Origin of the sequence: Aeromonas sp. Y311-2, from assembly GCF_027706025.1 — a bacterium.
In the GTDB taxonomy this organism is placed as follows: Bacteria; Pseudomonadota; Gammaproteobacteria; order Enterobacterales; family Aeromonadaceae; genus Aeromonas; species Aeromonas veronii.
Window position 1 is genome coordinate 65,232 of the sequence record NZ_JAPDCL010000017.1, and the last position, 24,379, is coordinate 89,610.

Here is a 24,379-nt window from a genome sequence, read left to right on the forward strand (position 1 = left end):
AAGGTGCCGACCTTGCTCTTTTTTTGTCTGGCAGACTGTTTACCAGGCAAACAAGTGCAGATAAAAAAATGCCACCCGAGGGTGGCAGTGAAAGATGACGGAACTTGAGCAAAGCGTTCAGCGAAAACCGGTCGTCTTCGCCTGCATAGAGCAATACAGGAACCGTGCCAATCCGGCAAAAGCCCCCGAATCCCTCCAGGTCATGGGCAAACCACGACAGCACTGCCCCATGATGGTAGAATCTCGCGGTTTCACATTTATGAAGAGTCGACGCCATGCCCTGGATACAAATTCGAATCAACGCCACTGCCAAGACCGCAGACAAGGTGAGCAACATGCTGCTGGGGCGTGGAGCCCAGGCGGTGACCTTTATGGATGCCAAGGATGTGCCCGTCTACGAACCCATGCCCGGTGAAACCCCGCTCTGGGGCGAGACCGAAGTGATGGGGCTGTTCGATGCCGAAACCGATCCGGCCCCCACCATCGCCTTCTTCCAGCAGATCTTCGGCGAAAATGTCGGCTACAAGGTCGAGCAGCTGGAGGACAAGGACTGGGTGCGCGAGTGGATGGATCACTTCCACCCCATGCAGTTTGGCGAGCGCCTCTGGATCTGCCCGAGCTGGCGCGATGTGCCGAACCCCGATGCGGTCAACGTCATGCTGGATCCGGGTCTGGCCTTCGGTACCGGTACCCACCCCACCACAGCTCTCTGCCTGCAGTGGCTGGACGGGCTGGACCTGACCGGTAAAACCGTGGTCGACTTTGGTTGCGGCTCCGGCATTCTCGGCATCGCCGCCCTGAAACTGGGTGCCGCCCGCGTCATCGGCATCGACATCGACCCACAAGCCATTCAGGCCAGCCGCGATAACGCCGCGCGCAACGGCGTTGCCGACCAGATTGAGCTCTATCTGCCGGCCGACCAGCCGCAAGATGTCGAAGCGGACGTGGTGGTCGCCAACATCCTGGCCGGCCCGCTGCGCGAACTGGCTCCACTTATCGCTGGACACGGCAAGCCGGGCAGCCTGATGGCCCTCTCCGGCGTGCTGGAAAGTCAGGCCCCGGAACTGGAAACTATCTACGGCCAGTGGTTCGAGATGGACCCGACAGCCGTCAAGGAGGAGTGGTGCCGCCTCTCCGGCCGCAAGCACGGCTAAGCGCGGTCAGCTTTGACGCCAACCTCATGCCATCAGGGCTCCCATTCGGGGGCCCTGATTGTTTTGGCCTGTCAGGCTCTTCCCGGTCCGTGGACATGGGCTTGATCGCCCTCCCTTCTGATTGTGCTCGTTTGAAAACAACAGACACCTTTTATTCCGGTAAGATAGCGGTCCGAGCCAACGCAACCGAGAAGGATTTCTTATGCGGATTGCCATTCTGGATGACTATCAGGATCAGGTGCGCCACCTCCCCTGCTTTGCCCTGCTGGCGGGTCATGACGTCACCATCCTCAACCAGAGCGAACCCGATACAACGCGCCTTGCCGCCCTGCTGGAAGGAATGGAAGCACTGGTGCTGACCCGCGAGCGCACCCGCATCGACGAACAGCTGCTGATACAGCTTCCCACCCTTAAATTCATCAGCCAGACCGGCAAAGTCAGCCAGCATATCGACCCGGCACTGTGCCAGCAGTACGGCGTTGCCGTGGCGGAAGGGATCGGCAGCCCTATTGCTCCCACCGAGCTCTGCTGGGCGCTCATCATGGCTGCCTCCCGCCATATACCGGCTTACAGCCAGGCGTTAAGCCAAGGCCAATGGCAGCAATCTGGTGACCTCGGTTTGGGACGCACGCTGCATGGGCTGACGCTCGGCATCTGGGGCTACGGCAAGATAGGCCAGCGGATCGCCCGCTATGGCAAGGCATTTGGCATGTCGGTACTGATATGGGGCAGTGAGGCTTCGCGCAGGCAGGCCGAGCTGGATGGCTATGCCTGCGCCTCCAGCAAGGAGGTGCTCTTCAGTCAAGCCGATATCCTCACGCTGCATCTGCGCCTGAGCGAGACAACCCGCGGCGCTGTTACCCGCGCAGATCTGGCCCGCATGAAAGTTGACTCTCTGCTGGTCAATACCAGCCGTGCCGAACTTATCGAGCCGGGCGCCCTCTATGCAGAGCTCAGTAACCATCCTGGGAAACGGGCCGCGCTCGATGTATTTGACATCGAGCCGGCGACACAGGAAAGCGAGCCCCTGCTGCGCCTGCCCAACGTATTGGCGACGCCTCATCTCGGCTATGTGGAGCAAAACAGCTACGAACTCTACTTTCGCGTGGCGTTCGAGAATGTGCTGGCCTTTGCCGAAGGCAAACCTGCCAACCTGGTTCTGCCCATATCGGGTGGGTGATCACGTTACTTCTGCCGTATTGGCGCCAATATCCAAATCCTTGGCAGATAAAGGAAAGCAACCTTCATGAGCGAATACCAGAAGATGATTAGCAGCCAACCGTACAACTGCATGGCACCCGAGCTGGCCCAGTTGCGCCGGGAGGCAGCACGGCGCTATCGCCGTTTCAATCAGGCGGAAGAGGAGACAGAGCAGCGGGCACTACTGGCGGAGCTGATTGACGAACTGGCAGAGAATGCCTTTATCTGCCCGCCCCTCTACTGTACATATGGCCGCCACATCCACCTGGGCAAGGACTCCTACATCAATATGGGAGCGACCCTGCTGGACAATGCCCCCATCCGCATCGGAGCCAACGTGATGATTGGGCCAAACGTGCAGATCTATACCGCAGCCCATGCACTGGAGGCCGACGAACGAATTCAGGGAACAGAGACCGCGCTGCCGGTCACCATTGAAGACAAGGTCTGGATTGGGGGCGGCGCCATCTTGCTGCCCGGCGTCACCATAGGGCGGGAGGCGATCGTCGGCGCGGGCGCCGTAGTCACCAAAGATGTACCGGCCGGAGCTCGGGTAGTCGGCAACCCGGCCCGGATCCTGCCAGCCAAAAACAGGGCATAAGGCTGCCAACCGGGCTGCATCTTGATGCCGCCATCAGCTCACAGCAACCCCGACACCCCATAAAAATAAAGCCCAATGTCACGAAGACGTTGGGCTGTTAAAAGGTGCTACGGAATTGCGACTCTCATCGCAGAAAAATTAGAAGGAGTGCCCTTCTAAACTGGCAGGGAGATATTAGCGAATGCGCAAACGTTTTACATAGTGAAATACAACAGGATTGCGAGGTACATCGCACTATTTAAATAATTACCTGCTATGGCGCGCGAAGCCTCTTTGACCCATTTATTTTCCCCAATTTCTCTGGTTACTATTCACGGTTAAACAGAAAAGCCCCGATTTCTCGAGGCTTTGCTTCTCTCAACCGCAACGTGGCCGAGAAGTCAGAAACGGCGAACAAACTCATCGAGCGGCAGTTCGCGCAGTTTGCGTGCTTCCAGCATAGGGGTACCGAGATAGAGGAAACCCACCAACTGATCCTCTGCCGCCAGTCCCAATCCCTTGTTGATCTGCTCATCGAAGATAAACCAGCCGGAGCGCCAGATACCGTTGAAGCCCTGCGCCTGCGCCGCCATCTGCATCGCCATCAGGGCACAACCGGCAGAGAGCTCCTGCTCCAGTTTCGGCACCTTGGGGTGATCCTGATAACGGGTTGCCACGGCGACGACCAAGGGCGCCCGCAGCGGCGCTTCGCTGCACTTCTTGATGCTCTCTTCATCTTCGCCACGGGCACGGGCCGCCTCGGCCAACAGCTTACCCAGCCGCTCGCGCCCCTCTCCTTCAAACAGAATGAACTGCCAGGGGGTCAGGGTGCCGTGATCCGGCGCACGCAGGCCCGCCTTGAGGATATTGTCGAGCACCTCACCGCTCGGGGCGGGATCGGCGAGACGGCCACAGGAGTGGCGATTGAGCAACAGGGTGAGGGCATCCATGGGCAATTCCTTCTCTGGGGCAATGATGGCGCTACCTTAGCACAGCACCGAATGAAGAAAACCCCTGAGGCTCAGGGGTTTATTGCACTATAAAGGACAAGAGGGCACTGTTGGCTAGATGATCGCAGCCAGCTCGGCCCCTTGCCGGATGGCGCGCTTGGCATCCAGCTCGGCAGCCACGTCGGCTCCGCCGATGATGTGCACCGGCTTGCCTGCCGCCTGCAACCCGGCCTGCAGTTCTTTAAGGGGCTCCTGCCCGGCGCAGACGATCACCTGATCCACCGGCAGACACTGCTTGCTCTCGCCCACCTGAATGTGCAAACCCTCGTCATCGATCCCCAGATATTGCACCCCGGAGAGCATCTGCACCTTACGGTTCTTGAGCACAGTACGGTGGATCCAGCCGGTTGTCTTGCCAAGTCCGTCACCCACCTTGCTCTCCTTGCGCTGGAGCAGCCAGATCTGGCGCTCGGGGGCATCGATTTCAGGAGCCGTGAGGCCACCGCGCTCGCCAAGCTGTTTGTCGATGCCCCACTCCTTGAGCCAGTGATCACGGTGCCCATCGGCATCCATCTCCACCTTCTTCTCTACCAGATACTCAGCCACATCGAAACCGATGCCGCCGGCACCGATCACCGCCACCTTCTGGCCGACCGGCTTGTGATCCCGCAATACATCGAGGTAGTTCAATACCTTGGGATGCTCGATCCCCGGGATATTGGGGGTGCGCGGACGGATACCGGTGGCGAGGATCACCTCGTCAAAACCACCGCCGAGCAGGCTCTCGGCACTCTGGCGCTGGCCCAGATAGAGCTCGACACCGCACTTCTCCAGCCGTTTGGCGAAATAGCGCAGGGTTTCGTGAAACTCCTCCTTGCCCGGGATCTGCTTGGCGAAGTTGAACTGGCCGCCGATTTCGCTGGCTTGATCGAACAGGCTCACCTGATGACCGCGCTCGGCAGCGTAGCAGGCAAACGCCAGCCCGGCCGGGCCCGCCCCCACCACCGCCAGCTTCTTGGGCTGGGGCACGCGGCCAAACGTCAATTCGGTCTCGAAACAGGCTCGAGGATTGACCAGACAGGAGGCCCGCTTCTGCTTGAACACATGGTCAAGGCAGGCCTGGTTGCAGGCGATACAGGTGTTGATCTCGTCCGCCCGGTTCTCGGCCGCCTTGATGACAAATTCGGGATCCGCCAGGAAGGGGCGCGCCATGGAGACCATATCCGCCTCACCCCCCGCCAGAATCCGCTCGGCGACCTCGGGGGTGTTAATCCGGTTGGTGGTGATAAGCGGCACCTTGAGATGCTTTTTCAGCTCGGCGGTCACCCAGCTGAAGGCGCCGCGCGGCACGCTGGTGGCGATGGTGGGAATACGCGCTTCGTGCCAACCGATGCCGGTGTTGATCAGGGTCACCCCCACCGCTTCCAGCGCTTTGCCGAGCGCAATCACCTCTTCCAGGGTCGAGCCCTGCTCCACCAGATCCAGCATGGAGAGGCGGAAGATAATGATGAAGTCGGTGCCGACCCGCTCGCGGATGGCGCGGACAATCTCCACCGGGAAGCGCATCCGGTTTTCGCTGCTGCCACCCCAGCCGTCCGTGCGTTTGTTGGTGCGCTCGCAGATGAACTGGTTGATGAGATAGCCTTCCGAGCCCATCACCTCGACGCCGTCATAACCGGCCGCCTTGGCCAGCGCAGCTGTAGCCGCGAAGTCGCGGATGGTGCCGCGGATCTGCCGCTCGCTCATGGCGCGCGGCTTGAACGGGGAGATGGGGGCCTTGAGGGCACTCGGCGCCAGACTGAACGGATGGTAGGCGTAGCGGCCCGCATGGAGGATCTGCAGCGCTATCTTGCCCCCCTCCTGATGCACGGCGCTGGTCACCTTCTTGTGCTTGCTCACCTGCCAGGGGAAGCTCAACTGAGAGCCGTGAGGCACCAGCCGACCGCGCAGATTGGGGGCGATACCGCCGGTAACGATAAGGCCAACGCCACCACGGGCGCGCTCGGCGTAAAAGGCGGCCAGCTTGTCAAAACCGCCCTTCTCCTCTTCGAGGCCGGTATGCATGGAGCCCATCAACACACGGTTGCGCAGCTGGGTAAAACCAAGGTCGAGCGGGGTCAGCAGGGTCGGATAGCGGCTCACGATGCCTCCAGTTAATTTTTTGTTATCAAACTGAGGCTAGAGTAAAGAATCGAAAATTCTTTTTCAAACAAATGTTTGGACAATTTTTCAGCGAACAGCCGTGCCCTGAACGAAGATAGACGGGATCCGCCAGTCGGAAATGGCAATTTCGCCCGCAACTGGTTAATAATGGCTCTTCTCTACCCATTAACAGGGCGATAACGCGACTATGTCTATTTTCAAAGGTCTGGGTTGGTTGTTCCGCAGCCTGTGGCGCCTGCTCAATTTCACCCGGCTGATGCTGGTCAATCTGCTGTTTCTCATCGTAGTGCTGGTCATCGTCTTCAGCGTCAGCCAGAAAGAGGCCCCCAAGGCACCCATCGAAGGGGCGCTGACCCTCAATCTCAACGGCGTGCTGGTGGAGCAACGCTCCCAGACAGATCCCACCGTACAACTGCTGCGCCAGATGGACAGCAGCGACGAGCAGCCGAGCGAGATCGTCCTCTCCGACCTGCTGTGGGCCATCAAGAGTGCCAAGGATGACGAGCGCATCAAGGCGCTGGTGATCAAGCCACAAGGGCTGCAGGGAGCCAACTTCACCAAACTGCAGGAGGTGGCGAGCGCCATCGACTCCTTCCGGGAGAGCGGCAAACCGGTGATCGCCATGGCCGACTTCTACACTCAAGGCCAGTACCTGCTGGCGGCCCACGCCGATCACGTGCTGCTCAACCAGAGCGGCGCCGTGGTGATTGAGGGGCTTGGTGTCTACCAGACCTACTTCAAGTCGGCGCTGGAGAAGCTCAACATCACCCCGCATGTATTCAAGGTCGGCACCTACAAATCCTTCGTCGAACCCTATACCCGCGACGAGATGTCCCCCGAGAGCAAAGAAGCAAACCAGCGCTGGCTGGATCAGCTGTGGCAATCCTATGTGGCTGACGTAGCCGAGCAGCGGGAGATCGAACCCGAGGCGGTCGCGCCAGGCAAGGATCGCTTCCTCGAGCTGCTGCGCAAAGCCGGTGGCAATGCCGCCAACTACGCCCTCGACAACGGTCTGGTGGATCAGCTGGCCACCCGCAACGAGATGACCCAGGCGGTCATTAAAGAGGTAGGTGAAGCGGACGACCACGGCTGGAAAGGGGTCGGCCTGAAAGAGTATCTGGCTGCCATTCCGGAACAATATCCCCAGAGCGGCAAGGATGAGGTGGGTCTGGTGGTCGCCAGCGGCGCCATCATGGATGGCGTCCAGCCTGCCGGCACCATCGGCGGCGACAGCCTCTCCGACCTGCTGGCCGATGCCCGCCGCGATGACCAGGTCAAAGCCGTGGTCCTGCGGGTCGACAGCCCGGGCGGCAGCGCCTTCGCCGCCGAGCAGATCCGCGCCGAGCTGCTGGCTCTGAAACAGGCAGGCAAACCGGTAGTGGTCTCCATGGGCAGCTATGCCGCCTCCGGTGGCTACTGGATCTCCGCCGATGCGGACAAGATCTTCGCCTCCCCCACCACCCTCACCGGCTCCATCGGGGTGTTCGGCATGTTCGCCACCATCGACAAGGCGTTGGCCCAGTTCGGTGTGCATACCGACGGGGTCGGCACCACAGATTACGTCGGCGTAGGCCCGACCCGCGCCCTGCCGGATCACGTCGGTCAGGCTATCCAGCTGAGCGTGGAAGATACCTACCAGCGTTTCATCGGTCTGGTCAGCAAGGGCCGTGGTCTGAGCCCGGAAGAGGCCGAAAAAGCGGCCGAAGGTCGGGTCTGGACTGGTGAGGATGCCAAGGCCCTGGGTCTGGTGGACGAGTTCGGCAATCTGGATGACGCCATCAAGGCAGCAGCCGAACTGGCCAACCTCAAGGAGTGGCAGGTGACCCCCATCGAGCAGGAGGAGTCCACCAAGGACAAGTTCCTGCGCCAGCTGTTTGACAGCAGTGCCCAAGTGCTGGCCCCCCAGTTGCAAAGCTGGCTGCCGGCAGGATTTGGCAAGGCCTTGGTGGAAGTGAACCGCAGTCTCGACCCGCTTACCCGCTTCAACGATCCGCAAGGCACCTACGCCTTCTGCCCGGTCTGCGTGCAGTAAGCAAGCGGTGACTCCCCCATAAAAAACGGCGACCATCTGGTCGCCGTTTTCTTTATTCAGCCAGTGCGCGCGGCACCGCCAACTTGCTCAATCAGGGATTGAGGCGGGTCGGCATACCGGTACGCTGTTCCAGCACCTGCTTGACCACGTTGGAGTCAGACTCGGCGTGAGCGATGAAGCGGGTGATAGCCGGTGTCATCGGGAGCGGCACGGAGGCGGTGGAGTTGAACTCCTCCTCGGTGCGCGACAGCGGCTCGTGTACTTCCATGTAGCGACCGCCATCCGGCTCGACCGTGGTCTTGACCGGCTGGTTGACGAACTGGACGCGGGTGCCGACCGGCACGTTGTCGAACAGATACTTGATGTCGTCAGCGCGCAGACGGACGCAACCGCTGCTCACCCGCAGACCGATACCGAAGGTAGCATTGGTGCCGTGAATGGCATAGAGGTTGCCGATATAGAGGGCGTGCAGACCCATGGGGTTATCCGGACCGGCTGGCCATACTGCCGGCAGAGTCTTGCCCTGGGCGGCATAGCGACGACGGATGTTCTCGGTCGGGGTCCAGGTCGGGTTAGCGCGCTTGCGCTCTACCTTGGTGATCCAGTTCTCCGGGGTGTTTACCCCCAGCTGACCGATGCCGATGGGCAGTACTTCCACCACGTTCTTCCCTTTCGGGTAGTAGTAGAGACGCATCTCGGCAACGTTGATGACGATCCCTTCGCGGGGCGCGTTGGGCAGGATCAGCTGGTGGGGGATGATCAGGGTGCTACCCGCTTTCGGCAGATAGGGATCAACGCCCGGGTTGGCTTCCATGATGTTGGTCAGACCCAGCTGGAAGTCAGCAGCGATCTGCTCCAGCGGACGGTTGTCCGCAGGCACCACGTATTCCTGATTTTCACCGATCAGGCGGCTGTTGGCCGCAGGCAGACGGTACTCGACGGCGGCAGCCTGCTGGCTGACCAGCGCAAATGTGCATAAAAGGGCCGAAGCGGCAGTGCGAAGGGGATTCATAAAATTCCTGTGTGGTTTCCTGTACCAAATGGGCCGGGGGCCGTCTCATCCTCGGTCTGCCGGTGGCGGGTCAACCTGCCCCACGACGCCAATAACCGAGCGCGCATTCTTTCCTGAGTCGGCCAAAATTTCAACTTCCATATGTTGCTTTTCTTGTTAAAAGTAGCCGTTTTCGATGTGACGCTTATCAACAGGGCAAAAGCCACACTGGCAAGTCGCAGCTGAGTGAAAGATGAATGGCACTGCCCGCCAGTCAGCGAGCCACCCAAGCCCCCATCAACCACAGCGCTGTGTCACCTGGTGTCACGGTTGCAGCCCTAGCTAAAACGTTTGTCGCATCCGGGGAGATAAGCCAATGTCGACGGAGGCTCTTTATTGGCATGAAGAGGGATAAAACCGTGCGTCGGCCACCCGCCGGTGCCGGCAGCCACCATAAAAAAACCGCTCCGAAGAGCGGTTAATGGAGCCACCAGGCAACCATAAAAGGGACTACAGGTAGTTGTCATTGGAATTACTGGACGGCCGCCTCCCCCGCACCACTCTGCTCCTTGAGGAAGCTGATCCAGGGGGATGCCCGACCGCTGACGTTGCCATTCTGAGCCGCCTGAGTGAAGGCGTTGAGGGCCTCCTTCGGCTTTTGTTGCTCAAAATAGGCGACCCCGGTCAGGAACTTGAGATCCGCACGCTGTTCACCGCTGGCGCCCGGAGCCGGCTTGGCCGCCAGAGCCACCAGATCCTGATAGCGTTTGCTCTGGATCATCATGCGCGCCATTTTCAGCTGCAGATCGGCGCTCGGGGCCAGCTGATAGGATTTGGCCAGGGTGTCGATGGCCGGATCCAGCTCCTTGGCCTGATGCCAGTAGTTGGCAAGGGTCTTGTAGTTGCTGGCGCTCGGCTCAATCACCCCGTCCTTCATCCCCTTCTCCATCACCCGGGCGGCGCGATGGGGAATACCGGTGAAGGCGAGGTAGTTGGCGAGGCGCTGCAGCTCGGCGGCCTCGGTCAACATGCCGAGGTTATAGGCAGACTCCAGCGCCGCCAGCGCCTTGGCATCGTTGCCTGCCTGCATATGCATGGCCGACAGCTGGGTCCAGTACTTCTTCTTCTCCGGGAACATGTTGACCAGAGAGGTCAGCACCTCGGTCGCCGGTTTGTACTGTTTCAGCTCGTAGTGAGCGCCCATCTTCAGCAGATACCAGGACTCCGGCGCTTTACCTGCCGACAGCTTGATCGCCTGATCCACTGCCGGGATCGCGTCACGGTACTGCTTGAGCTGCACGTGTGCGTTGGCCAGCGTGATATAGGCATGGGAGTTGGGCTTGTCATCCTTGCCCTGGTTGGCAAACCACTCCTTCATGGTCTTGATCGAGCCCTGATAATTACCCTCAGCCATATAGAGCTGGGCCAGGTTGTAGCGCACCTGCTGGGCCACCGGTGGCGGCAGGCCGCCTGTCGCGATGGCATCGGCAAAGTACTTGGTCGCCTGACCGTATTTCTCCTGCTGGGCGGCCACGAAACCGAGAGTCTGCAATATGACCCCCTTGTCGTAGACCCGCTCGCCCGCGCCGGAGAGCGCGTCTTGCAGCTTGGCATTGGCCTCACCGTATTTCTTCTCGGTGATCAGCTCCTGCGCCTTGTTGACCGCCCGATAGGCCCGATCCGACAGGGCCGGCTGCTCGGCGGCCCAACTGGCGGTGCTGAGCAGCACCGCCATGGCGACCGGGGCGAGGATCATCTTGTGTAACTTGTTCATCGCCACCTTCCTTAGTTGACCGCAAACTCGATCTCTTGCTGCATACGGCTCGCCTGCGGCTTGCCATCCACCATGGCCGGTTTGAACGTCCACTTGGCGATGGTTTTGCGCGCCTCTTTGCCGAGGTCATAACTGCGCGGCTCTTCCTTGACGATCCGCACGTTGCTGACGGTGCCGCGCTCGGTGACGGTGAACTCCACCAGCACCTTGCCGGAGGCCAGACCCGCCAGCGCCGCCTTGCGGGGCATCATGGGCTCGAAGGTGGCCAGCGGAATGGCGCCGTTGTTGCCACCTATCCCGCCACCGCCGCCACCGGTGCTGTAGGCACCGAGGGCGTTGCCGCCACCGATGTTGACCGGAATGTCGAGCTTGGGCATATCCATGGGAGAGCTCTCCATCTGCGGCCGATCCGTGCTGGCCACCTCCATCTCGGGAGGGGGCGGCGGACGGTTCGGCGGCGGCGGTTTGGGCAGCTCCCGTTGCTTCTCTTGCAGGGTCTCCTGGGGCTTGATGCGAATGAAATCGGTCATGGCGACGTCATCCTTCTCCACCAGCTCCCGGTGATCCGGTGTGATCAGCTTGTTCATTCCCAGAAACAGAAAGAACACCACCACACAGGAGACCGCCAACGATATCAGGTATCTCATAGGTCTCTCTCCAGCATCAGCTGCTCTTGCTGGCAGCGATGGAGATGTTCTGGACACCGGCCATGCGGATCTGATCCATGACCTGCACCACCAGACCGGAACGGGATTCGGTATCGGCCTGGATCACCACGGCGCTCTCCGGGTTCTCGGCACGCAGCCGCTCGATGTTGGCACGTACCGCCCCCACTTCCACGATGCGCTTGTCGACCCAGACCTGACCGTTTTCGCGTACCGCGACCATGATATTGCCCTTCTTCACCGTCTCGGCCGTGCTGGCACTGGGACGGTTGATCTCGACACCGGACTCCTTGACGAAGGAGGTGGTGACGATGAAGAAGATCAGCATGATGAACACTATGTCCAGCATGGGGGTCAAATCGATAGCCGCCTCGTCAGCACCGCTGTCGCTGTAACGTTTTCTCATAGCAGAAACTCCTTGCTTGTTCTGTGCCCCCGGCAGGCCATGCCTCGCCGGGGGTATGCATCCTGCATCAACCGTGTTTCAGGTTGTCTTCCAACTTTTGCACCGCCAGTTTGGCCTTGTGATCGAGCTGGTTGACAAAAAACAGGCCGGAAAGGGCGGCAATCATGCCCGCCATGGTCGGTACCGTTGCCTTGGAGATCCCCGATGCCATGGCCCGCGGCGAACCTGTGCCGGTGATGGCCAGGGTGTCAAACACCTGCACCATCCCCACCACGGTACCGAGCAACCCCATCAGCGGACAGAGGGCGATCAGCACCTTGATGACCGGCATCCCCTTGTCCACCGCCATGGCGACCCGTGAGACCAGCTCGCGCCGGATCTGCTTGGCAGACCAGGAGAGATGATCGGTGCGGGCCAGCCAGGTGGCCTTGGTCTGTTTCACCTGCTTGGGGTAGACCGCCATAAAGTAGAACCAGCGCTCCAGCAGCAAGGCCCACATCATCAGGGTCAGGAAGAACAGGGCGACCAGTACATCGCCCCCCAATCCCAGAAACCGGCGGACCGACTCGACTTCTTCAATCAACCAGAACCACATGGGTGACTCCTTACGCTGCAGCTTTGGAGGCGTGCAGACGTTCCTGATAACGGGCGACGAACCCGGCGCTCTGCTCTTCCAGCACCTGGATCAGACGACGGCTCTGGGTCTGCACAATGGTGTAAAGGAACAGCATGGGCACCGCGACGACCAGACCCTGCATGGTGGTCACCAGCGCCTCGGAGATACCGCCTGCCATCAGCTTGGGATCGCCAGTACCGAACAATGTGATGGCCTGGAAGGTGGCAATCATCCCCACCACGGTACCCAGCAGGCCCAGCAGCGGGGCGACGGAGGCGATCAGCTTGATGATGCTGATGCCCTTCTCGAACTTGGGTACGTTGCGCAGGATGATCTCGTCGAGCTTGGACTCCAGATCCTCGATGTTGTCACCACGATGACTCTGGTAGGCACCCAGCATGTCACCAAGCGGGTTGCCCTTGATGATCTGATCGGATTTCAGCTGCTTGCGCATGGAGGTGCCGATCAGCGACAGGCGGACACCGCAGAAGATGGCAAGCAGGGTGCCGAGCACACCGAGCACCATGATGACGTAACCGACTTCACCACCCTGATCGACCCGCTCCTTGAAGGTCGGAGACTGCACCAGCAGAGAGAGGATCACGCCGCGAGACGGGTCGATGAAGATGGGTTTGACCCCGTCACCACCCTGTTCAAACTCGGCGATAGGCTCCAGCACCCCCTTGTCCGGTTGACGGGGGAGTTGCTCGAACTTGCCGGTCTCCGGCACGAAGGTGAGGTACTTGCCTTCGGAGACGGTGTTGAACTCACCGATCTGGGTGACGGTCTTCTCGGCCTGGTTGCCCTCGCCGTAGACCACAGTCGCCGGGATCTGGCTTACCTTGCCACCATCAACCATGCGGCTGAGGGTGGTCGTCCAGAACGCTTCCAGATCGTCGCTGGAGGGGAGCTCTTTACTCTCGGCCAGACGGGTCAGCAAGGCAGATTGCTCCGGATGTTCGACCCGACGGGCAGAGGCGTTGAAAATCCCCTTGAACTCACCGGCAAACTGACGCAGCACACCAAACATCTCACCCATGTTGCCGGAACGCTGGCGCAGGGTTTCAGTCAGCTCGGTCAGCTGCTTGTCGTTGGCATCGAAGGTCGCCTTGAGCCGTTCCCCCTTGGCCGTTTCGGCAGCCAGCTCGGCCTTGGCCTTGGCCAACAGCGCCCCTTGCTCGTTCTTGTCGGCCAGGAAGCGGGCTTCCCGCTCCTTGTTGAGTTGGGATTCACTTAAGCTGGAGGCCTTGACCTGGTTCAGCAGCGCATTGAGATCCACCGGTTTCTCGGCGGCGGTCACCGGCAGAGTGACCAGGGTTGCTCCCGCGATCAGGGAGGCAATAGCAAGTTTGATTCCTTTCATGATGCTTTCTCCGCAGTTTGAACCGGCAGCTTTATGAGGGCGGGAGGCGCCTGCTTCTTGGCGATGCGAAGGCCCTGTTCAACCGCACTGCGATACTCCTGGGGCAACTCTTCCCACTGGCGGGTCTGCTTGTTCCACATCCCGGTCTCATTGCCATCCGGGGATTGATAAAGCAGCGCGATGCGGCCAACCCGCAGGAACTCGTAGGTCTTCTCGCTACCATCCTTGTCCAGGCTCGCCTTGTAGGATTCGATGGTGCGGCTGAAGCCCTCCTCGATCTGGTAGGCCTCCAGGATCTTGCGGTACTTCTCGGAGATGGTGACATCGGCCCGGTTCATCAGGTCGGTCAGGGCTGCTACGCGGTCCTCGCGCTCGACCTTCTGGAACGGCAGATCCAGCGCCACAAACTGCTCGAGGGAGTCGATCATCTTGAGCATCAGGGGGACAACTTCGGTGCTGGTCTGATCAATCTGGGCGATCTGCTTTTGCATCGACGCCAGCTCGGCACTCTGGGACTCGACCATCTTGCTCACCTGCTCGTTGTAGGTGCGCAGACTGTCGACCTGACGCAGGGCTGCCTTGTACTGGGCCAGTGCGGATTCGGCAGATTCGGCATAGCTGTCGATCTTCTGCTGGGAAACTTTGGATGCGTTGTCGGTGGCGGCTTGAGCGTCCACGGCCTGACCGGCAGTGGCGGCACTCAGATTGAAGCTGGTCAACAAGGCGGCCGAAACCAGGCTGCCAAGGAGCGCTTTCTTCATTGTAATGGTCCTTGTCTTCATAGGATTACCCTATCTCCGTAACTTCCTTGGACGTTGGGCACAGCCGACCCGACCGGGCCGGCTGAGGTTGTATATCAACAGGGTTGATTAGAACTTCTGGGTGTAGTCGATGTAGTAGACGCGACCGTCGATGCCGTAGAGGTATTCATCGTAAGTGAAACCATCGTTGGACAGGGAAGGCCCGCGGTTGAACATGTTCTTCACACCGGTCTGGATCTTGGCATTCCAGCTGGTATCAACCGCGACGTTCAGGTTCCAGATGGTGTTGGAAGCGATATGACCCTCTTCCTTGTCATCCACATAGTCCTGGCTCTGGGAGTCGATATAGTTGGTGCTCAGGTAGGTATCCAGATTCCACAGCTGCGGGAAGTTGGCACCGATCCCGGAGTTGAAGCGGAAGTCAGGTCTGCCATTCCAGCCCTTCTTGTCGATCATCGGGCCGCCAGCAAACAGACCCTCTTCATACTTCAGGATGTAAGTGCTGCCAAAGTCATAACGCAGGGTGAAGGAGTTGAAGTCGTACTTGTAGTCCGCCTTGAAGTCGATACCACTGGTCTTGAGCTGCCCCAGGTTGACCATGCCGGCATAGACCTTCTCGACATCGCCGTTGGCATCACGGATGACGTTCGGGTTGCTGCCGGTATTGAGCTCCTGATAGAACTGGGTCTGGGTGGTAGCCAGCTGGATCACGTCATCAATCTTGATGTAGTAGTAATCGAGCGACAGGTTCAGGTTGTCCAGCGGGTTGTAAGCAGCACCGATGGTAAAGGTGTCAGCCGTCTCTTCCTTCAGGTTCTTGTTGGATTGACGTGTTGTCTCGTACTGCGCTTCGGAACAGTTGGCAATGCCATTGGCCTGGCAGTAGACATAGTCCTTGGCAAAGTCCGCTGACTGGGCATCCGCCGCATAGAGATCGTTCAGACCCGGCGCGCGGAAAGACTGGGACCAGGAGGTACGGAACATCAGCTGGTCGAGCGGTTGATAACGCAGACTCGCTTTGGGCGAGAAGGCGCTGCCAAAATCGCTGTACTTGTCATAACGACCCGCCAGGTTCAGCTCGATCTGCTCGGTGATGGGGATCAGACTCTCGATGTAGGTGGCAAACACATCGCGCACACCACCACCGGAGTTACCGGATGAACCCAGTACGTTACCCGCTTCGGACTGGCTGTCATAGGTATCGGAGTAAACCCAATCGTTATACTCGGCCCCAAGATACCAGCTGACCGGGCCAGCGGGCAGTTCGCCCATCTCCCATCCCAGACCGCCGTACCACTGGAAGAAGTCCATCTTGGAATTGCGGCTGGTGGTATAGGAGAGATCTTTGGTGGCCGCGTCAGAGAAGCTGCCATTGACGAACTTGCCGTTGTTGACCTGAGTTTCCACGGCAGGTGCCAAGACATAACCATTACCGGTGCTCTGGTTATCTGTTTTGGAATACATGTAACCAGCATTCCATTCCAGATCGCCTACTGCTTCGGTCGGCACCACCCCTTCAAAACCCAGGTTCAGGGTACCGGTCAGGTCGGTCACATTGTTATCACGGGGACCCACGTTGTTGAAGCGGTAGTAAACGGTCGCGGCCTTGGCGGTGCTGAAGTTGTTGGCAGACAGAACTGCTGCGCTTTCAGGGGTGGAACCATCCACGGTGAAGGCACCGGCAGCTGGCGCGAAACGACCAAAACTGGTGACGCGAGAACCTATCATCTGTGGCACGAAATCCACATTGTCGTTGATGTGGTAGCGACCATTCACATAGACGGTATCGCGAGTACGAGAAGCGGTCTTGGCGGCAACCTTGGCAAAGTCGAAGCGGCAAGCCGTACCCTTGGTGACGAAACCGGTGCCGGTACCTTCACAGTCAACCCCATTCAGGGTACGGGTAACCGTCTTGCCGGTAGTGGCGTCCACTCCCTTGATATTGCGGCCATAGAGACTCGGAGCAGTAGCCCCCTCTTTCGCCAGATAGTCGCGATCCTTGTAATAGATCTCGTCTTTCACATCGTGCTCGTAGACCATCATCAGGGAGCCTTTCTCACCCGAGATGCCGCTAACGATGGAACCACTCTGCTCGTCACCACCCTCTTCGGTCGGTGAACCAATACGTCCCTGGAAAGTCAGCCCTTCGAAACCCTCTTTGAGGATCACGTTGATAACGCCGCCGATGGCATCAGAGCCATACAGGGCGGAGCCACCGTCCAGGTTCACTTCCACCCGCTCAACCGCCGCCATGGGGATGGTGTTGAGGTTGATGGCAGTGCCGCCCATGGAGGGAGAACCGGCGATACGCTTGCCATTAAGCAGCACCAGCGTGCGATCTTCACCAAGACCACGCAGCCCTACTGTGGCTTGTGATTGGGCGGAACTACCGGAGGATGGGGAGAAACCACCAAAGGAGTTATAGGAGGCCTGTTTCAGATAATCGGCCACAGTCTGCTGACCAGACTGTTCAATTTGGGCTTTGCTGACAGAGACAACCGGAGTCGCCCCCTCAACATCAACACGGGAGATACGAGAGCCAGTGACTTTGATTTTCTGCAGTTTTTCGACGTTCTGCCCTTCTTCGGCAGATACGGATGGGGCCGCCGCAAGGCTCGCCAAGGCGAACGCAATCGCAGCAGAGATTCTGCTCTTCCTAAGCATCGCTTATATCCTTCCTAGTTGTTTATTGTTTGCTTCCTGATACCGCCCTCTTTGGAGCGATGTGTAAGGCTTATCAATCTTTGACTAGCGACGTCAATGGAGCAGGGGTGTGGCGAGGTCAAGCGTAGAATAAGCGGAGTGTATTAATTTTGACCGGCATAATTAGTGAATAATTCTGCCAAAAACAACTTGCGCAATGTAGAGACATTGTTAAATGGCGTAAATGGCGCTGAATTAAAATTTGATGAACTTATTAGTTAACGTGCTGTCCGTTTATATCTTATTTTGATTTATAGGCCTTAATGAGAATAAAACACTAACTTCATGAGGGTTGAACCTGACCGCTCCCATGGGGATAACTGTTAAAATCGTCGAGATGATATCGTTTTCCTTCAATTTCACCCATCAAACAAAAACACTATTAATCAACAACTTAAAAACACCAAAAACTCAAACAAACAGCTGTTTATATTTTTTAAAATAATGTTGAGCAGTAGCGTTTTGTTTTGATTTTCACTTTTCAGATAAAAAACGTCATTTTTCGGTGCTTTTGGTCTCAGCGGGTCATTTGTCCCAGTTTTCCATTTCCTTGTACTTGATTTTTGTTGCAGAGCTTTTACAGTGGCCAAGCGGATTGTCTGCTGTTTGGCAACCAATCCAGCGCGTAATGCCAGGAAGGACAGGCCCGTCACCGGATTTGACTGGCCGCAAAAAAGAACAACAAGGACGAGGTTCCACCATGCTGTCGTATTTCCTACGCCGGATGTTTTTGATCATCCCGACGTTTCTCGGTATCACCCTGCTCGTCTTCACCATCACCCGTTTCGTGCCGGGCGGTCCGGTCGAACGCATGCTGCTGCAAGCCCAGGTTTCCCAGAATGAATCCGGCCGCTCCAGTGGCAGCAAGGGGGCGCAGGCCCTCTCCGATGAACAGATCGAGGAGCTCAAGGCCTTCTATGGGCTCGACAAGCCCATGCTGGTCGCCTACTGGGAGTGGCTGCAGAAGCTGGCGGTGCTGGATCTGGGCGAATCGACCCGCTACTACGAGCCGGTGTGGGATCTCATCAAGGAGCGGCTCCCCGTTACCGCCTTCTTCGGGCTGGCGACCTTTCTGCTGAGCTATGCGGTCTCCATTCCGCTCGGGGTGGCGAAGGCGCTCAGGCACAACAGCCGCTTCGACTCGTTAAGCTCCATGCTTATCTACATGGCCTATGCCCTGCCCGCCTACGTGGTGGGGATCTTCCTCATCACCGTCTTCGCTTTTCATCTGGAGTGGCTGCCGATGGGCGGTTTTCCGGGAGACGACTTTGAGTACATGGAGAGCAGCTGGGATCAGATCCGCACTGTCTTTGCCCACGCCCTGCTGCCGCTTATCGCCTACGCCATCGGCGATTTCGCCATCCTCACCATGACTATGAAAAACAGCCTGATGGAGAACCTGTCGGCCGATTATGTGCGTACCGCCGTGGCCAAGGGGTTGCCGTTTCGCAAGGCGGTGACTGATCACGCCATGCGCAACAGCCTGATCCCCATCGCCAGTCACCTGGGGTCTGTGCTCACCGTTTTCTTTGGCGGCTCCTTCCTCATCGAGACCATCTTCAACATCGACGGCATCGGCCTGCTCGGTTACGAGGCGATCGTCGAGCGGGATTACCCCACCGTCATGGGCATTCTGGCCATCACCTCCATGCTGATGCTAATTGGCAATATCGTCTCCGATATCTGTGTTGCCCTCGTTGATCCCCGCGTGCGATTTGGAGATTGACCATGAACCAGACCTCTATTGCCATGCAGATGCTGATATCACGCCATATCGTCTCCGATATCTGCGTTGCCCTCGTTGATCCGCGCGTGCGGTTTGGAGACTGACCATGAAGCTCAATCCGGTTACCTTGAAAAAACTCAAGCGCTTCAAGTCGATCAAGCGCGGTTACTACTCCTTCATCATCTTCACCACCCTGGTGCTGCTCTCCCTGCTGGCGGAGCTGCTGGTCAACAGCCGGGCACTGATGGTGAGCTATCAGGGCCAGCTGCATTTCCCCACCTATGGCGATGTGATCCCCGGTCAGCAGTTCGGGCTCGATTACGAGTACGAAACCAACTACCGCCAGCTCAAGGCCAAGTTTGCCGCAGAGGGTCAGGGAGACTGGGTACTGCTGCCGCCGGTACCCTGGAACCCCTACGAGCAGGATTTCAAGGAGGATGCCTACCCGCCTTACGCCCCCAGCGCGGCAGAGCGCCACTTCCTCGGCACCGACACCAGCGGCCGCGACGTGCTGGCGCGACTGGTTTACGGCTTTCGCATCGCCATCGGCTTTGCCTTTATCGCGCTGGCGGCCAGTTACGCCATCGGGGTCACCATCGGCTGTCTCATGGGCTTTCTCGGCGGCCGCTTTGACCTCATCCTGCAACGCTTTATCGAGATCTGGTCCCAGGTGCCGTTTCTCTACGTCATCATGATCCTGGTGTCGCTGGCCAAGCCCAACTTCGGCCTGTTTGTCGCCATCAACGTGCTGTTCGGCTGGATGGGGATCACCTGGTATATGCGCACCCTCACCTACAAGGAGCGGGCACGGGACTATGTGATGGCGGCGCGGGCACAAGGGGCGACCACCGGGCGGATCATCTTCAACCACATCCTGCCCAACACCCTGATGATGATCGTCACCCTGGCGCCGTTTGCCGTGGTGGGCAATATCTCGACCCTGACGGCCCTCGACTATCTGGGCTTCGGGCTGGCACCGCCGACCCCGAGCTGGGGAGAGCTGCTCTCCCAGGGCATCAACAATCTGGATGCCATCTGGATCGTCAGCTCGGTGGTGGCCGCGGTGAGTCTGGTGCTGATCATGGTCTCCTTTATCGGTGAGGCGATCCGCGAGGCGTTCGATCCGCGCAAATTTACCCGTTACCAATAAGCCAGCCGATGCCAGCGCATCGGCAGGTGCCGGGTAACGAACAGTGATTAATGAAGGACGGGCCGCCGCCATAGGCGGTCCCGGGAGCAAGGGATAATCCCGTTATCAATCAAGACCCCCAGTGCAGGGGCCAGACCTGGAAGTCAAACATGAAAAATAAAATCAAATGGATAGGTGCTCTCTTTGTGCTGGTAAACGGATCCTGGGTCTGGGCGGCCAGCCTGCCCGCGGATCTCAAATGGGAGACCAACGACACGGATCCTGTGTTCGCCTCCCCCAAGGCGCTGTCGGGCGGCAGCCTCAATATGTTTGTGGAGAGCTTTCCGCTGACGTTTCGCACCGTGGGGCCTGACTCCAATGGATCGTTCCGCTCCTTTATTCTCGATAACCAGTTGCGACTCATCAGCTTCCATCCCAATACCGGCAACCCCATTCCCTCGCTGGCGACCCACTGGGCCATCGCGCCAGACAGCCAGACCGTCTACTTCAAGCTGGATCCGCGAGCCAAATGGTCGGATGGCAAGCCGGTCAATGCTGACGACTACACCTTCGGCTACGAGATGATGCGCTCCAAACACATCAAGGGGCCCTGGTTCAACAACTACTACACCACTGAAGTGGTCGCGGTAGAGAAGATCGATGACCACACTATTATGGTCAAAGCGGGCAACCGCAAGGCCAAGATGGACCTGCTCAACACCACCGAGCTGTGGCCCCAGCCCAAGCACTACTACAAGCTGACCCCCAGCTGGGTGAAGCAGTACAACTGGGCCGTGGTGCCCACCACAGGTCCCTACGTGATCAGCGACGTCAAGAAGGGCAAGTCGGTAACCTTCAGCAAGCAGAAGGATTGGTGGGCAAAAGACGATCGCTATAACCAGCACAGATTCAACATCGACACCATCAAGGTGCAGGTGATCCGCGACCACAACATCGCCTTCCGCCACTTCCTGAAAGGGGAGATCGATACCTTCGAGATGATCCTGCCCAACTGGTGGCATGAAAAAGCGGTCACCCCGGAGTACAAAAAAGGCTACGTGCAGAAGGTAATGGCCATGACCGATACCAAACAGGGCGGTCAGGGGGTGCACCTCAATGTGGCCAACCCCAAGCTGGCGGACGTGAACGTGCGCCTCGGCATCCAGCACGCCTTCAACATCGACAAGATGATCGAGACCGTGCTGCGCGGCGACTACGACAGAGCCACCACCTTTGACTCGGGTTTTGGCGAGTTCACTGACATCACGTTGCCTGAGCGGGCTTATGACATCGGCAAGGCGCGGGAGTACTTTGCCAAGGGCGGCTATAACAAGCCGGGGCCGGACGGCATCCTGCAAAATGAGAAGGGAGAGCGGCTGACGCTGGCGCTCACCTACACCAGTCAGGAGCACTCCAAGCGACTGACCGTGCTGAAAGAGGAGGCCAAGAAGGCGGGTCTGGATCTGGAGCTTAACCTGGTGGATGGCGCCACCGGCTTCAAGGTGATGCTGGAGAAGAAACACGAGGCGGCCTGGCTCGGTTGGGGCGGCGGCGGTCTCTATCCGCAATATTGGGAGTTTTTCCACTCCGCCAACGCCAACAAACCGCAGACCAACAACCTGTTCAACGTGGCTGACAAGGAACTGGACGCGCTGATCGATGCCTACAACGTCGAATTCGACATGGCCAAGCGGGCCAAGCTCTCCCAGCAGATCCAGCAGCGCATCTATGACCTCGCCATCTTCGTGCCCGGGGTGCAGCTCAACTATGTGCGGGCCAGCAGCTGGCGTTATGTGATGCTGCCGGAAGTTCCTGCCACCAAGAACACGCCGGATCTGCTCTACTGGCCGATGGACGGTTATCCTCACAGTAGCGGCGGTCTGCTCTGGCTCGATCCCAAGGTGAAGGAAGAGACCCGCAACGCCAAGGAGGCAGGGGAGGCGCTGGCGCCCATCAACCTGCTCGACAAGACCTATGCACGTCATTGATATTCAGGCCATTGCGAAGGGAGCAGCCGTTATGCCCAACACTCAGGCCCCCATTCTTGACGTACCGGATAACGGGGGGGAGTTCGCCGTTGATAACGGCCAGCACCCAGCCCCAATCCTCGAAGTACGCGATCTTGAGGTGGAGTTCGCCGTCGATGACGGCAAGATCAAGGTGCTCGACGGGGTCAGCTTCAAGGTGGCCCCCGGTCAGACGCTGGGGATCGTCGGCGAGTCTGGCTGTGGCAAGAGTGTCACTTCACTCGCCATCATGGGGCTGCTGCCCAAACCCCACGGTCAGGTGGTCGCCGGTTCCATCCGCTTTCAGGGGGAGGAGCTGCTGTCGCTTGCGCCAGATCAGATGTACAAGGTGCGCGGCAACCGCATCTCGATGATCTTTCAGGAACCGATGACGGCCCTCAACCCGGTGCAGACGGTGGGGGAGCAGCTGATGGAGGTGTTTCGCCTCCATCGCCCCGAGTATGACAAGGCCCAGCGTAAAGCCGCGGCCATCGCCATGCTGCAGAAGGTGGGGATCCCGGAACCGGCCCAGCGCTTTGCGGTCTATCCCCACAACCTCTCCGGCGGCATGCGCCAGCGAGTGATGATCGCCATGGCGCTCTCCTGCGAGCCAGACCTGCTTATCTGCGACGAGCCGACCACGGCGCTGGATGTCACCATTCAGGCCCAGATCCTCGAACTGATGAAAGAGCTGCAGGCCCAGACCGGGATGGCCATCATCTTTATCACCCACGATCTCGGGGTAGTGGCTGAGCTGTGCGACGAAGTGGTGGTGATGTACGCCGGGCGGGCGGTAGAGCAGGCCGACGTGTTCGAGCTGTTTGACCATCCCCGTCACCCCTATACCCACGGCTTGATGAGCTCGATCCCGCGCCTTGAGGATGAGCCCAAGAGCCTGCTCAAGACCATCAAGGGACAGGTGCCAGCCCTGCACGAGATGCCCGCTGGCTGCCGCTTCTCCAACCGCTGCCCCCATGCGACCGATCTCTGCATCAGCGCCATTCCGGCGGTGGAGCAACTCAATCCGCGCCACCATGTCGCCTGTCACTACTGGAAGGAGTTGACCGTATGAGCACTCTGTTATCGGTCAGGGATCTGAAACAGCATTTCCGGCTGGGAGGCGGGTTCCTGCGCAAGCAATATACGGTTCACGCGGTGGATGGCATCAGCTTCGACCTGAAACAGGGGGAGACGCTGGGGCTGGTGGGTGAGTCGGGCTGCGGCAAGTCCACCCTCGGACGCAGCCTGCTCAAACTGTTCGAGCCGACCGCAGGCACCATCACCTTCGAGGGGCGCGACATCACCGCCCTCAGCCCGAAGGAGATGCGCTCCCTGCGTCAGGAGATGCAGATGGTGTTTCAGGATCCTGCAGAATCCCTCAACAGCCGCCACACCGTGGGCCAGATCCTGGAGGAGCCCTTTATCATCCACGGTAAAGGCAACACTGAGCAGCGGCGCGGCTGGGTGCAAGAGCTGCTGGCAAAAGTGGGCCTGCCGGGAAGTGCGGTGGATCGCTACCCCCACGAGTTTTCCGGCGGTCAGCGCCAGCGGATCGGCATCGCCCGCGCCATCGCCCTCAAGCCCAAGCTGCTGGTGTGTGACGAGGCAGTCTCGGCCCTCGATGTCTCGGTGCAGTCGCAGATCGTCAACCTGCTGCTCAGCCTGCAGCGGGAGATGAACCTCTCCATCATCTTCATCGCCCACGATCTGTCGGTGGTCAAACACATCTCGGATCGGATTGCGGTGATGTATCTGGGACGGATCGTCGAGCTGGCGGATGCCCAGTCGCTCTATCTGGCGCCGCGCCACCCGTATACCCAGGCGCTGATCTCCGCCATTCCGGTGCCGGATCCACGCAGGCGCAGCCAGCGCATTCTGCTGACCGGCGATGTGCCCTCCCCCATCTCGCCGCCAAGCGGCTGCCACTTCCACCAGCGCTGCCCCCATGCGACCGAGCTGTGCAAAAGCAAGGCGCCAAGGCTTGAGGCGTGTGATGAGTCCCATCATCAGGTGGCCTGTCACACCCCGCTCGCCGTCGGTGATCACGCTATCAGCGGCAGCGCCATCAGTGGCAACGCCATGAGCAGCGACAGCAGGCTGGAACAGGCGAGCTAGGCGCAGCAAACAAACCCCAGGGTAGAAACAGACGAGGCGGCTATC

The 24,379-nt window shown here is 59.1% G+C and carries 19 protein-coding genes; 9 read left to right on the forward strand and 10 right to left on the reverse strand.

From position 1 onward, the window contains the following. Positions 1–275 precede the first annotated feature (275 nt). From prmA to OKC42_RS15810, 3 genes are all read left to right on the forward strand, one after another. Entirely contained in the window at positions 276–1,154 is an 879-nt protein-coding gene (gene prmA / locus OKC42_RS15800; RefSeq protein ID WP_005358410.1) for a 50S ribosomal protein L11 methyltransferase, read from the forward strand. A 202-nt stretch (positions 1,155–1,356) separates the two neighbouring features. Then, complete coding sequence (locus OKC42_RS15805) at positions 1,357–2,334, forward strand: D-2-hydroxyacid dehydrogenase family protein (RefSeq protein WP_151286959.1); 978 nt, start codon at positions 1,357–1,359, stop codon at positions 2,332–2,334. A gap of 66 nt (positions 2,335–2,400) precedes the next feature. Continuing rightward, positions 2,401–2,955, forward strand: a complete 555-nt coding sequence (locus OKC42_RS15810) for a sugar O-acetyltransferase (RefSeq protein ID WP_151286958.1) — start codon at positions 2,401–2,403, stop codon at positions 2,953–2,955. 380 nt (positions 2,956–3,335) lie between these two features. On the opposite strand, the gene OKC42_RS15815 is transcribed toward OKC42_RS15810, so the two are convergent. Then, positions 3,336–3,884 carry an NAD(P)H nitroreductase gene (locus OKC42_RS15815; RefSeq protein ID WP_005338924.1) on the reverse strand — a complete coding sequence of 183 codons (549 nt, stop codon included), beginning with the start codon at positions 3,882–3,884 and terminating at the stop codon, positions 3,336–3,338. Positions 3,885–3,998: 114 nt separating this feature from the next. Next, positions 3,999–6,026, reverse strand: a complete 2,028-nt coding sequence (locus tag OKC42_RS15820; RefSeq protein ID WP_236301528.1) for an NADPH-dependent 2,4-dienoyl-CoA reductase — start codon at positions 6,024–6,026, stop codon at positions 3,999–4,001. A 208-nt stretch (positions 6,027–6,234) separates the two neighbouring features. Between OKC42_RS15820 and sppA the strand changes: the two genes are divergently transcribed. After that, positions 6,235–8,079: a signal peptide peptidase SppA gene (gene sppA / locus OKC42_RS15825; RefSeq protein WP_270820220.1), complete on the forward strand. Its 1,845-nt coding sequence runs from the start codon at positions 6,235–6,237 to the stop codon at positions 8,077–8,079. Positions 8,080–8,170: 91 nt separating this feature from the next. On the opposite strand, the gene OKC42_RS15830 is transcribed toward sppA, so the two are convergent. The 8 genes from OKC42_RS15830 to OKC42_RS15865 form a co-directional block, all read right to left on the reverse strand. Continuing rightward, positions 8,171–9,091, reverse strand: a complete 921-nt coding sequence (locus OKC42_RS15830; protein ID WP_005338927.1) for a L,D-transpeptidase family protein — start codon at positions 9,089–9,091, stop codon at positions 8,171–8,173. Positions 9,092–9,602: 511 nt separating this feature from the next. Next, the gene (locus tag OKC42_RS15835; protein WP_270820221.1) at positions 9,603–10,844 is read right to left on the reverse strand and encodes a tetratricopeptide repeat protein; all 1,242 of its coding nucleotides are present in this window, start codon (positions 10,842–10,844) and stop codon (positions 9,603–9,605) included. Between the two features lie 11 nt (positions 10,845–10,855). Further along, positions 10,856–11,491 (reverse strand): energy transducer TonB, encoded by a 636-nt coding sequence (locus OKC42_RS15840; protein WP_231719498.1) that lies wholly within the window; start codon positions 11,489–11,491, stop codon positions 10,856–10,858. Between the two features lie 16 nt (positions 11,492–11,507). Next, positions 11,508–11,915, reverse strand: coding sequence for an ExbD/TolR family protein (locus tag OKC42_RS15845; RefSeq protein ID WP_033137735.1), 408 nt, complete (start codon positions 11,913–11,915; stop codon positions 11,508–11,510). A 67-nt stretch (positions 11,916–11,982) separates the two neighbouring features. Next, the gene (locus OKC42_RS15850) at positions 11,983–12,510 is read right to left on the reverse strand and encodes a MotA/TolQ/ExbB proton channel family protein (protein WP_005338936.1); all 528 of its coding nucleotides are present in this window, start codon (positions 12,508–12,510) and stop codon (positions 11,983–11,985) included. Between the two features lie 10 nt (positions 12,511–12,520). Then, positions 12,521–13,894 (reverse strand): MotA/TolQ/ExbB proton channel family protein, encoded by a 1,374-nt coding sequence (locus tag OKC42_RS15855; protein WP_270820222.1) that lies wholly within the window; start codon positions 13,892–13,894, stop codon positions 12,521–12,523. Next, positions 13,891–14,655 (reverse strand): DUF3450 domain-containing protein, encoded by a 765-nt coding sequence (locus OKC42_RS15860; protein WP_160881524.1) that lies wholly within the window; start codon positions 14,653–14,655, stop codon positions 13,891–13,893. The genes OKC42_RS15855 and OKC42_RS15860 overlap by 4 nt, the downstream gene beginning before the upstream one ends. 108 nt (positions 14,656–14,763) lie before the next feature. Next, a complete protein-coding gene (locus OKC42_RS15865) occupies positions 14,764–17,319 on the reverse strand; it encodes a TonB-dependent receptor (RefSeq protein ID WP_270820223.1) in 2,556 nt (851 codons plus the stop codon). 739 nt (positions 17,320–18,058) lie between these two features. Here OKC42_RS15865 and OKC42_RS15870 point away from each other — a divergent pair. The 5 genes from OKC42_RS15870 (at position 18,059) to OKC42_RS15890 (ending at position 24,334) form a co-directional block, all read left to right on the forward strand. Then, positions 18,059–19,084: an ABC transporter permease subunit gene (locus OKC42_RS15870; protein WP_151286951.1), complete on the forward strand. Its 1,026-nt coding sequence runs from the start codon at positions 18,059–18,061 to the stop codon at positions 19,082–19,084. 106 nt (positions 19,085–19,190) lie between these two features. Beyond that, positions 19,191–20,234: an ABC transporter permease gene (locus tag OKC42_RS15875; RefSeq protein ID WP_013724081.1), complete on the forward strand. Its 1,044-nt coding sequence runs from the start codon at positions 19,191–19,193 to the stop codon at positions 20,232–20,234. A gap of 149 nt (positions 20,235–20,383) precedes the next feature. Beyond that, complete coding sequence (locus OKC42_RS15880; RefSeq protein ID WP_270820225.1) at positions 20,384–22,201, forward strand: extracellular solute-binding protein; 1,818 nt, start codon at positions 20,384–20,386, stop codon at positions 22,199–22,201. A gap of 31 nt (positions 22,202–22,232) precedes the next feature. Continuing rightward, a complete protein-coding gene (locus OKC42_RS15885) occupies positions 22,233–23,291 on the forward strand; it encodes an ABC transporter ATP-binding protein (protein WP_139410821.1) in 1,059 nt (352 codons plus the stop codon). Then, on the forward strand, positions 23,288–24,334 hold the full coding sequence (locus OKC42_RS15890; RefSeq protein ID WP_199427570.1) for an ABC transporter ATP-binding protein: 1,047 nt from the start codon (positions 23,288–23,290) through the stop codon (positions 24,332–24,334). The genes OKC42_RS15885 and OKC42_RS15890 overlap by 4 nt, the downstream gene beginning before the upstream one ends. Positions 24,335–24,379 lie beyond the last annotated feature (45 nt).

Excerpts from the sequence above, each read along its gene's own strand:
- OKC42_RS15860 (WP_160881524.1), bottom strand. The coding sequence starts at position 14,655 with ATGAAGAAAGCGCTCCTTGGCAGCCTGGTTTCGGCCGCCTTGTTGACC.
- OKC42_RS15875 (WP_013724081.1), top strand. The coding sequence starts at position 19,191 with ATGAAGCTCAATCCGGTTACCTTGAAAAAACTCAAGCGCTTCAAGTCG.
- OKC42_RS15805 (WP_151286959.1), top strand. The coding sequence starts at position 1,357 with ATGCGGATTGCCATTCTGGATGACTATCAGGATCAGGTGCGCCACCTC.
- OKC42_RS15840 (WP_231719498.1), bottom strand. The coding sequence starts at position 11,491 with ATGAGATACCTGATATCGTTGGCGGTCTCCTGTGTGGTGGTGTTCTTT.
- OKC42_RS15810 (WP_151286958.1), top strand. The coding sequence starts at position 2,401 with ATGAGCGAATACCAGAAGATGATTAGCAGCCAACCGTACAACTGCATG.
- OKC42_RS15855 (WP_270820222.1), bottom strand. The coding sequence starts at position 13,894 with ATGAAAGGAATCAAACTTGCTATTGCCTCCCTGATCGCGGGAGCAACC.
- OKC42_RS15865 (WP_270820223.1), bottom strand. The coding sequence starts at position 17,319 with ATGCTTAGGAAGAGCAGAATCTCTGCTGCGATTGCGTTCGCCTTGGCG.
- OKC42_RS15815 (WP_005338924.1), bottom strand. The coding sequence starts at position 3,884 with ATGGATGCCCTCACCCTGTTGCTCAATCGCCACTCCTGTGGCCGTCTC.
- OKC42_RS15835 (WP_270820221.1), bottom strand. The coding sequence starts at position 10,844 with ATGAACAAGTTACACAAGATGATCCTCGCCCCGGTCGCCATGGCGGTG.
- OKC42_RS15845 (WP_033137735.1), bottom strand. The coding sequence starts at position 11,915 with ATGAGAAAACGTTACAGCGACAGCGGTGCTGACGAGGCGGCTATCGAT.
- OKC42_RS15870 (WP_151286951.1), top strand. The coding sequence starts at position 18,059 with ATGCTGTCGTATTTCCTACGCCGGATGTTTTTGATCATCCCGACGTTT.
- OKC42_RS15830 (WP_005338927.1), bottom strand. The coding sequence starts at position 9,091 with ATGAATCCCCTTCGCACTGCCGCTTCGGCCCTTTTATGCACATTTGCG.
- OKC42_RS15880 (WP_270820225.1), top strand. The coding sequence starts at position 20,384 with ATGAAAAATAAAATCAAATGGATAGGTGCTCTCTTTGTGCTGGTAAAC.
- prmA (WP_005358410.1), top strand. The coding sequence starts at position 276 with ATGCCCTGGATACAAATTCGAATCAACGCCACTGCCAAGACCGCAGAC.
- OKC42_RS15885 (WP_139410821.1), top strand. The coding sequence starts at position 22,233 with ATGCCCAACACTCAGGCCCCCATTCTTGACGTACCGGATAACGGGGGG.
- sppA (WP_270820220.1), top strand. The coding sequence starts at position 6,235 with ATGTCTATTTTCAAAGGTCTGGGTTGGTTGTTCCGCAGCCTGTGGCGC.
- OKC42_RS15890 (WP_199427570.1), top strand. The coding sequence starts at position 23,288 with ATGAGCACTCTGTTATCGGTCAGGGATCTGAAACAGCATTTCCGGCTG.
- OKC42_RS15850 (WP_005338936.1), bottom strand. The coding sequence starts at position 12,510 with ATGTGGTTCTGGTTGATTGAAGAAGTCGAGTCGGTCCGCCGGTTTCTG.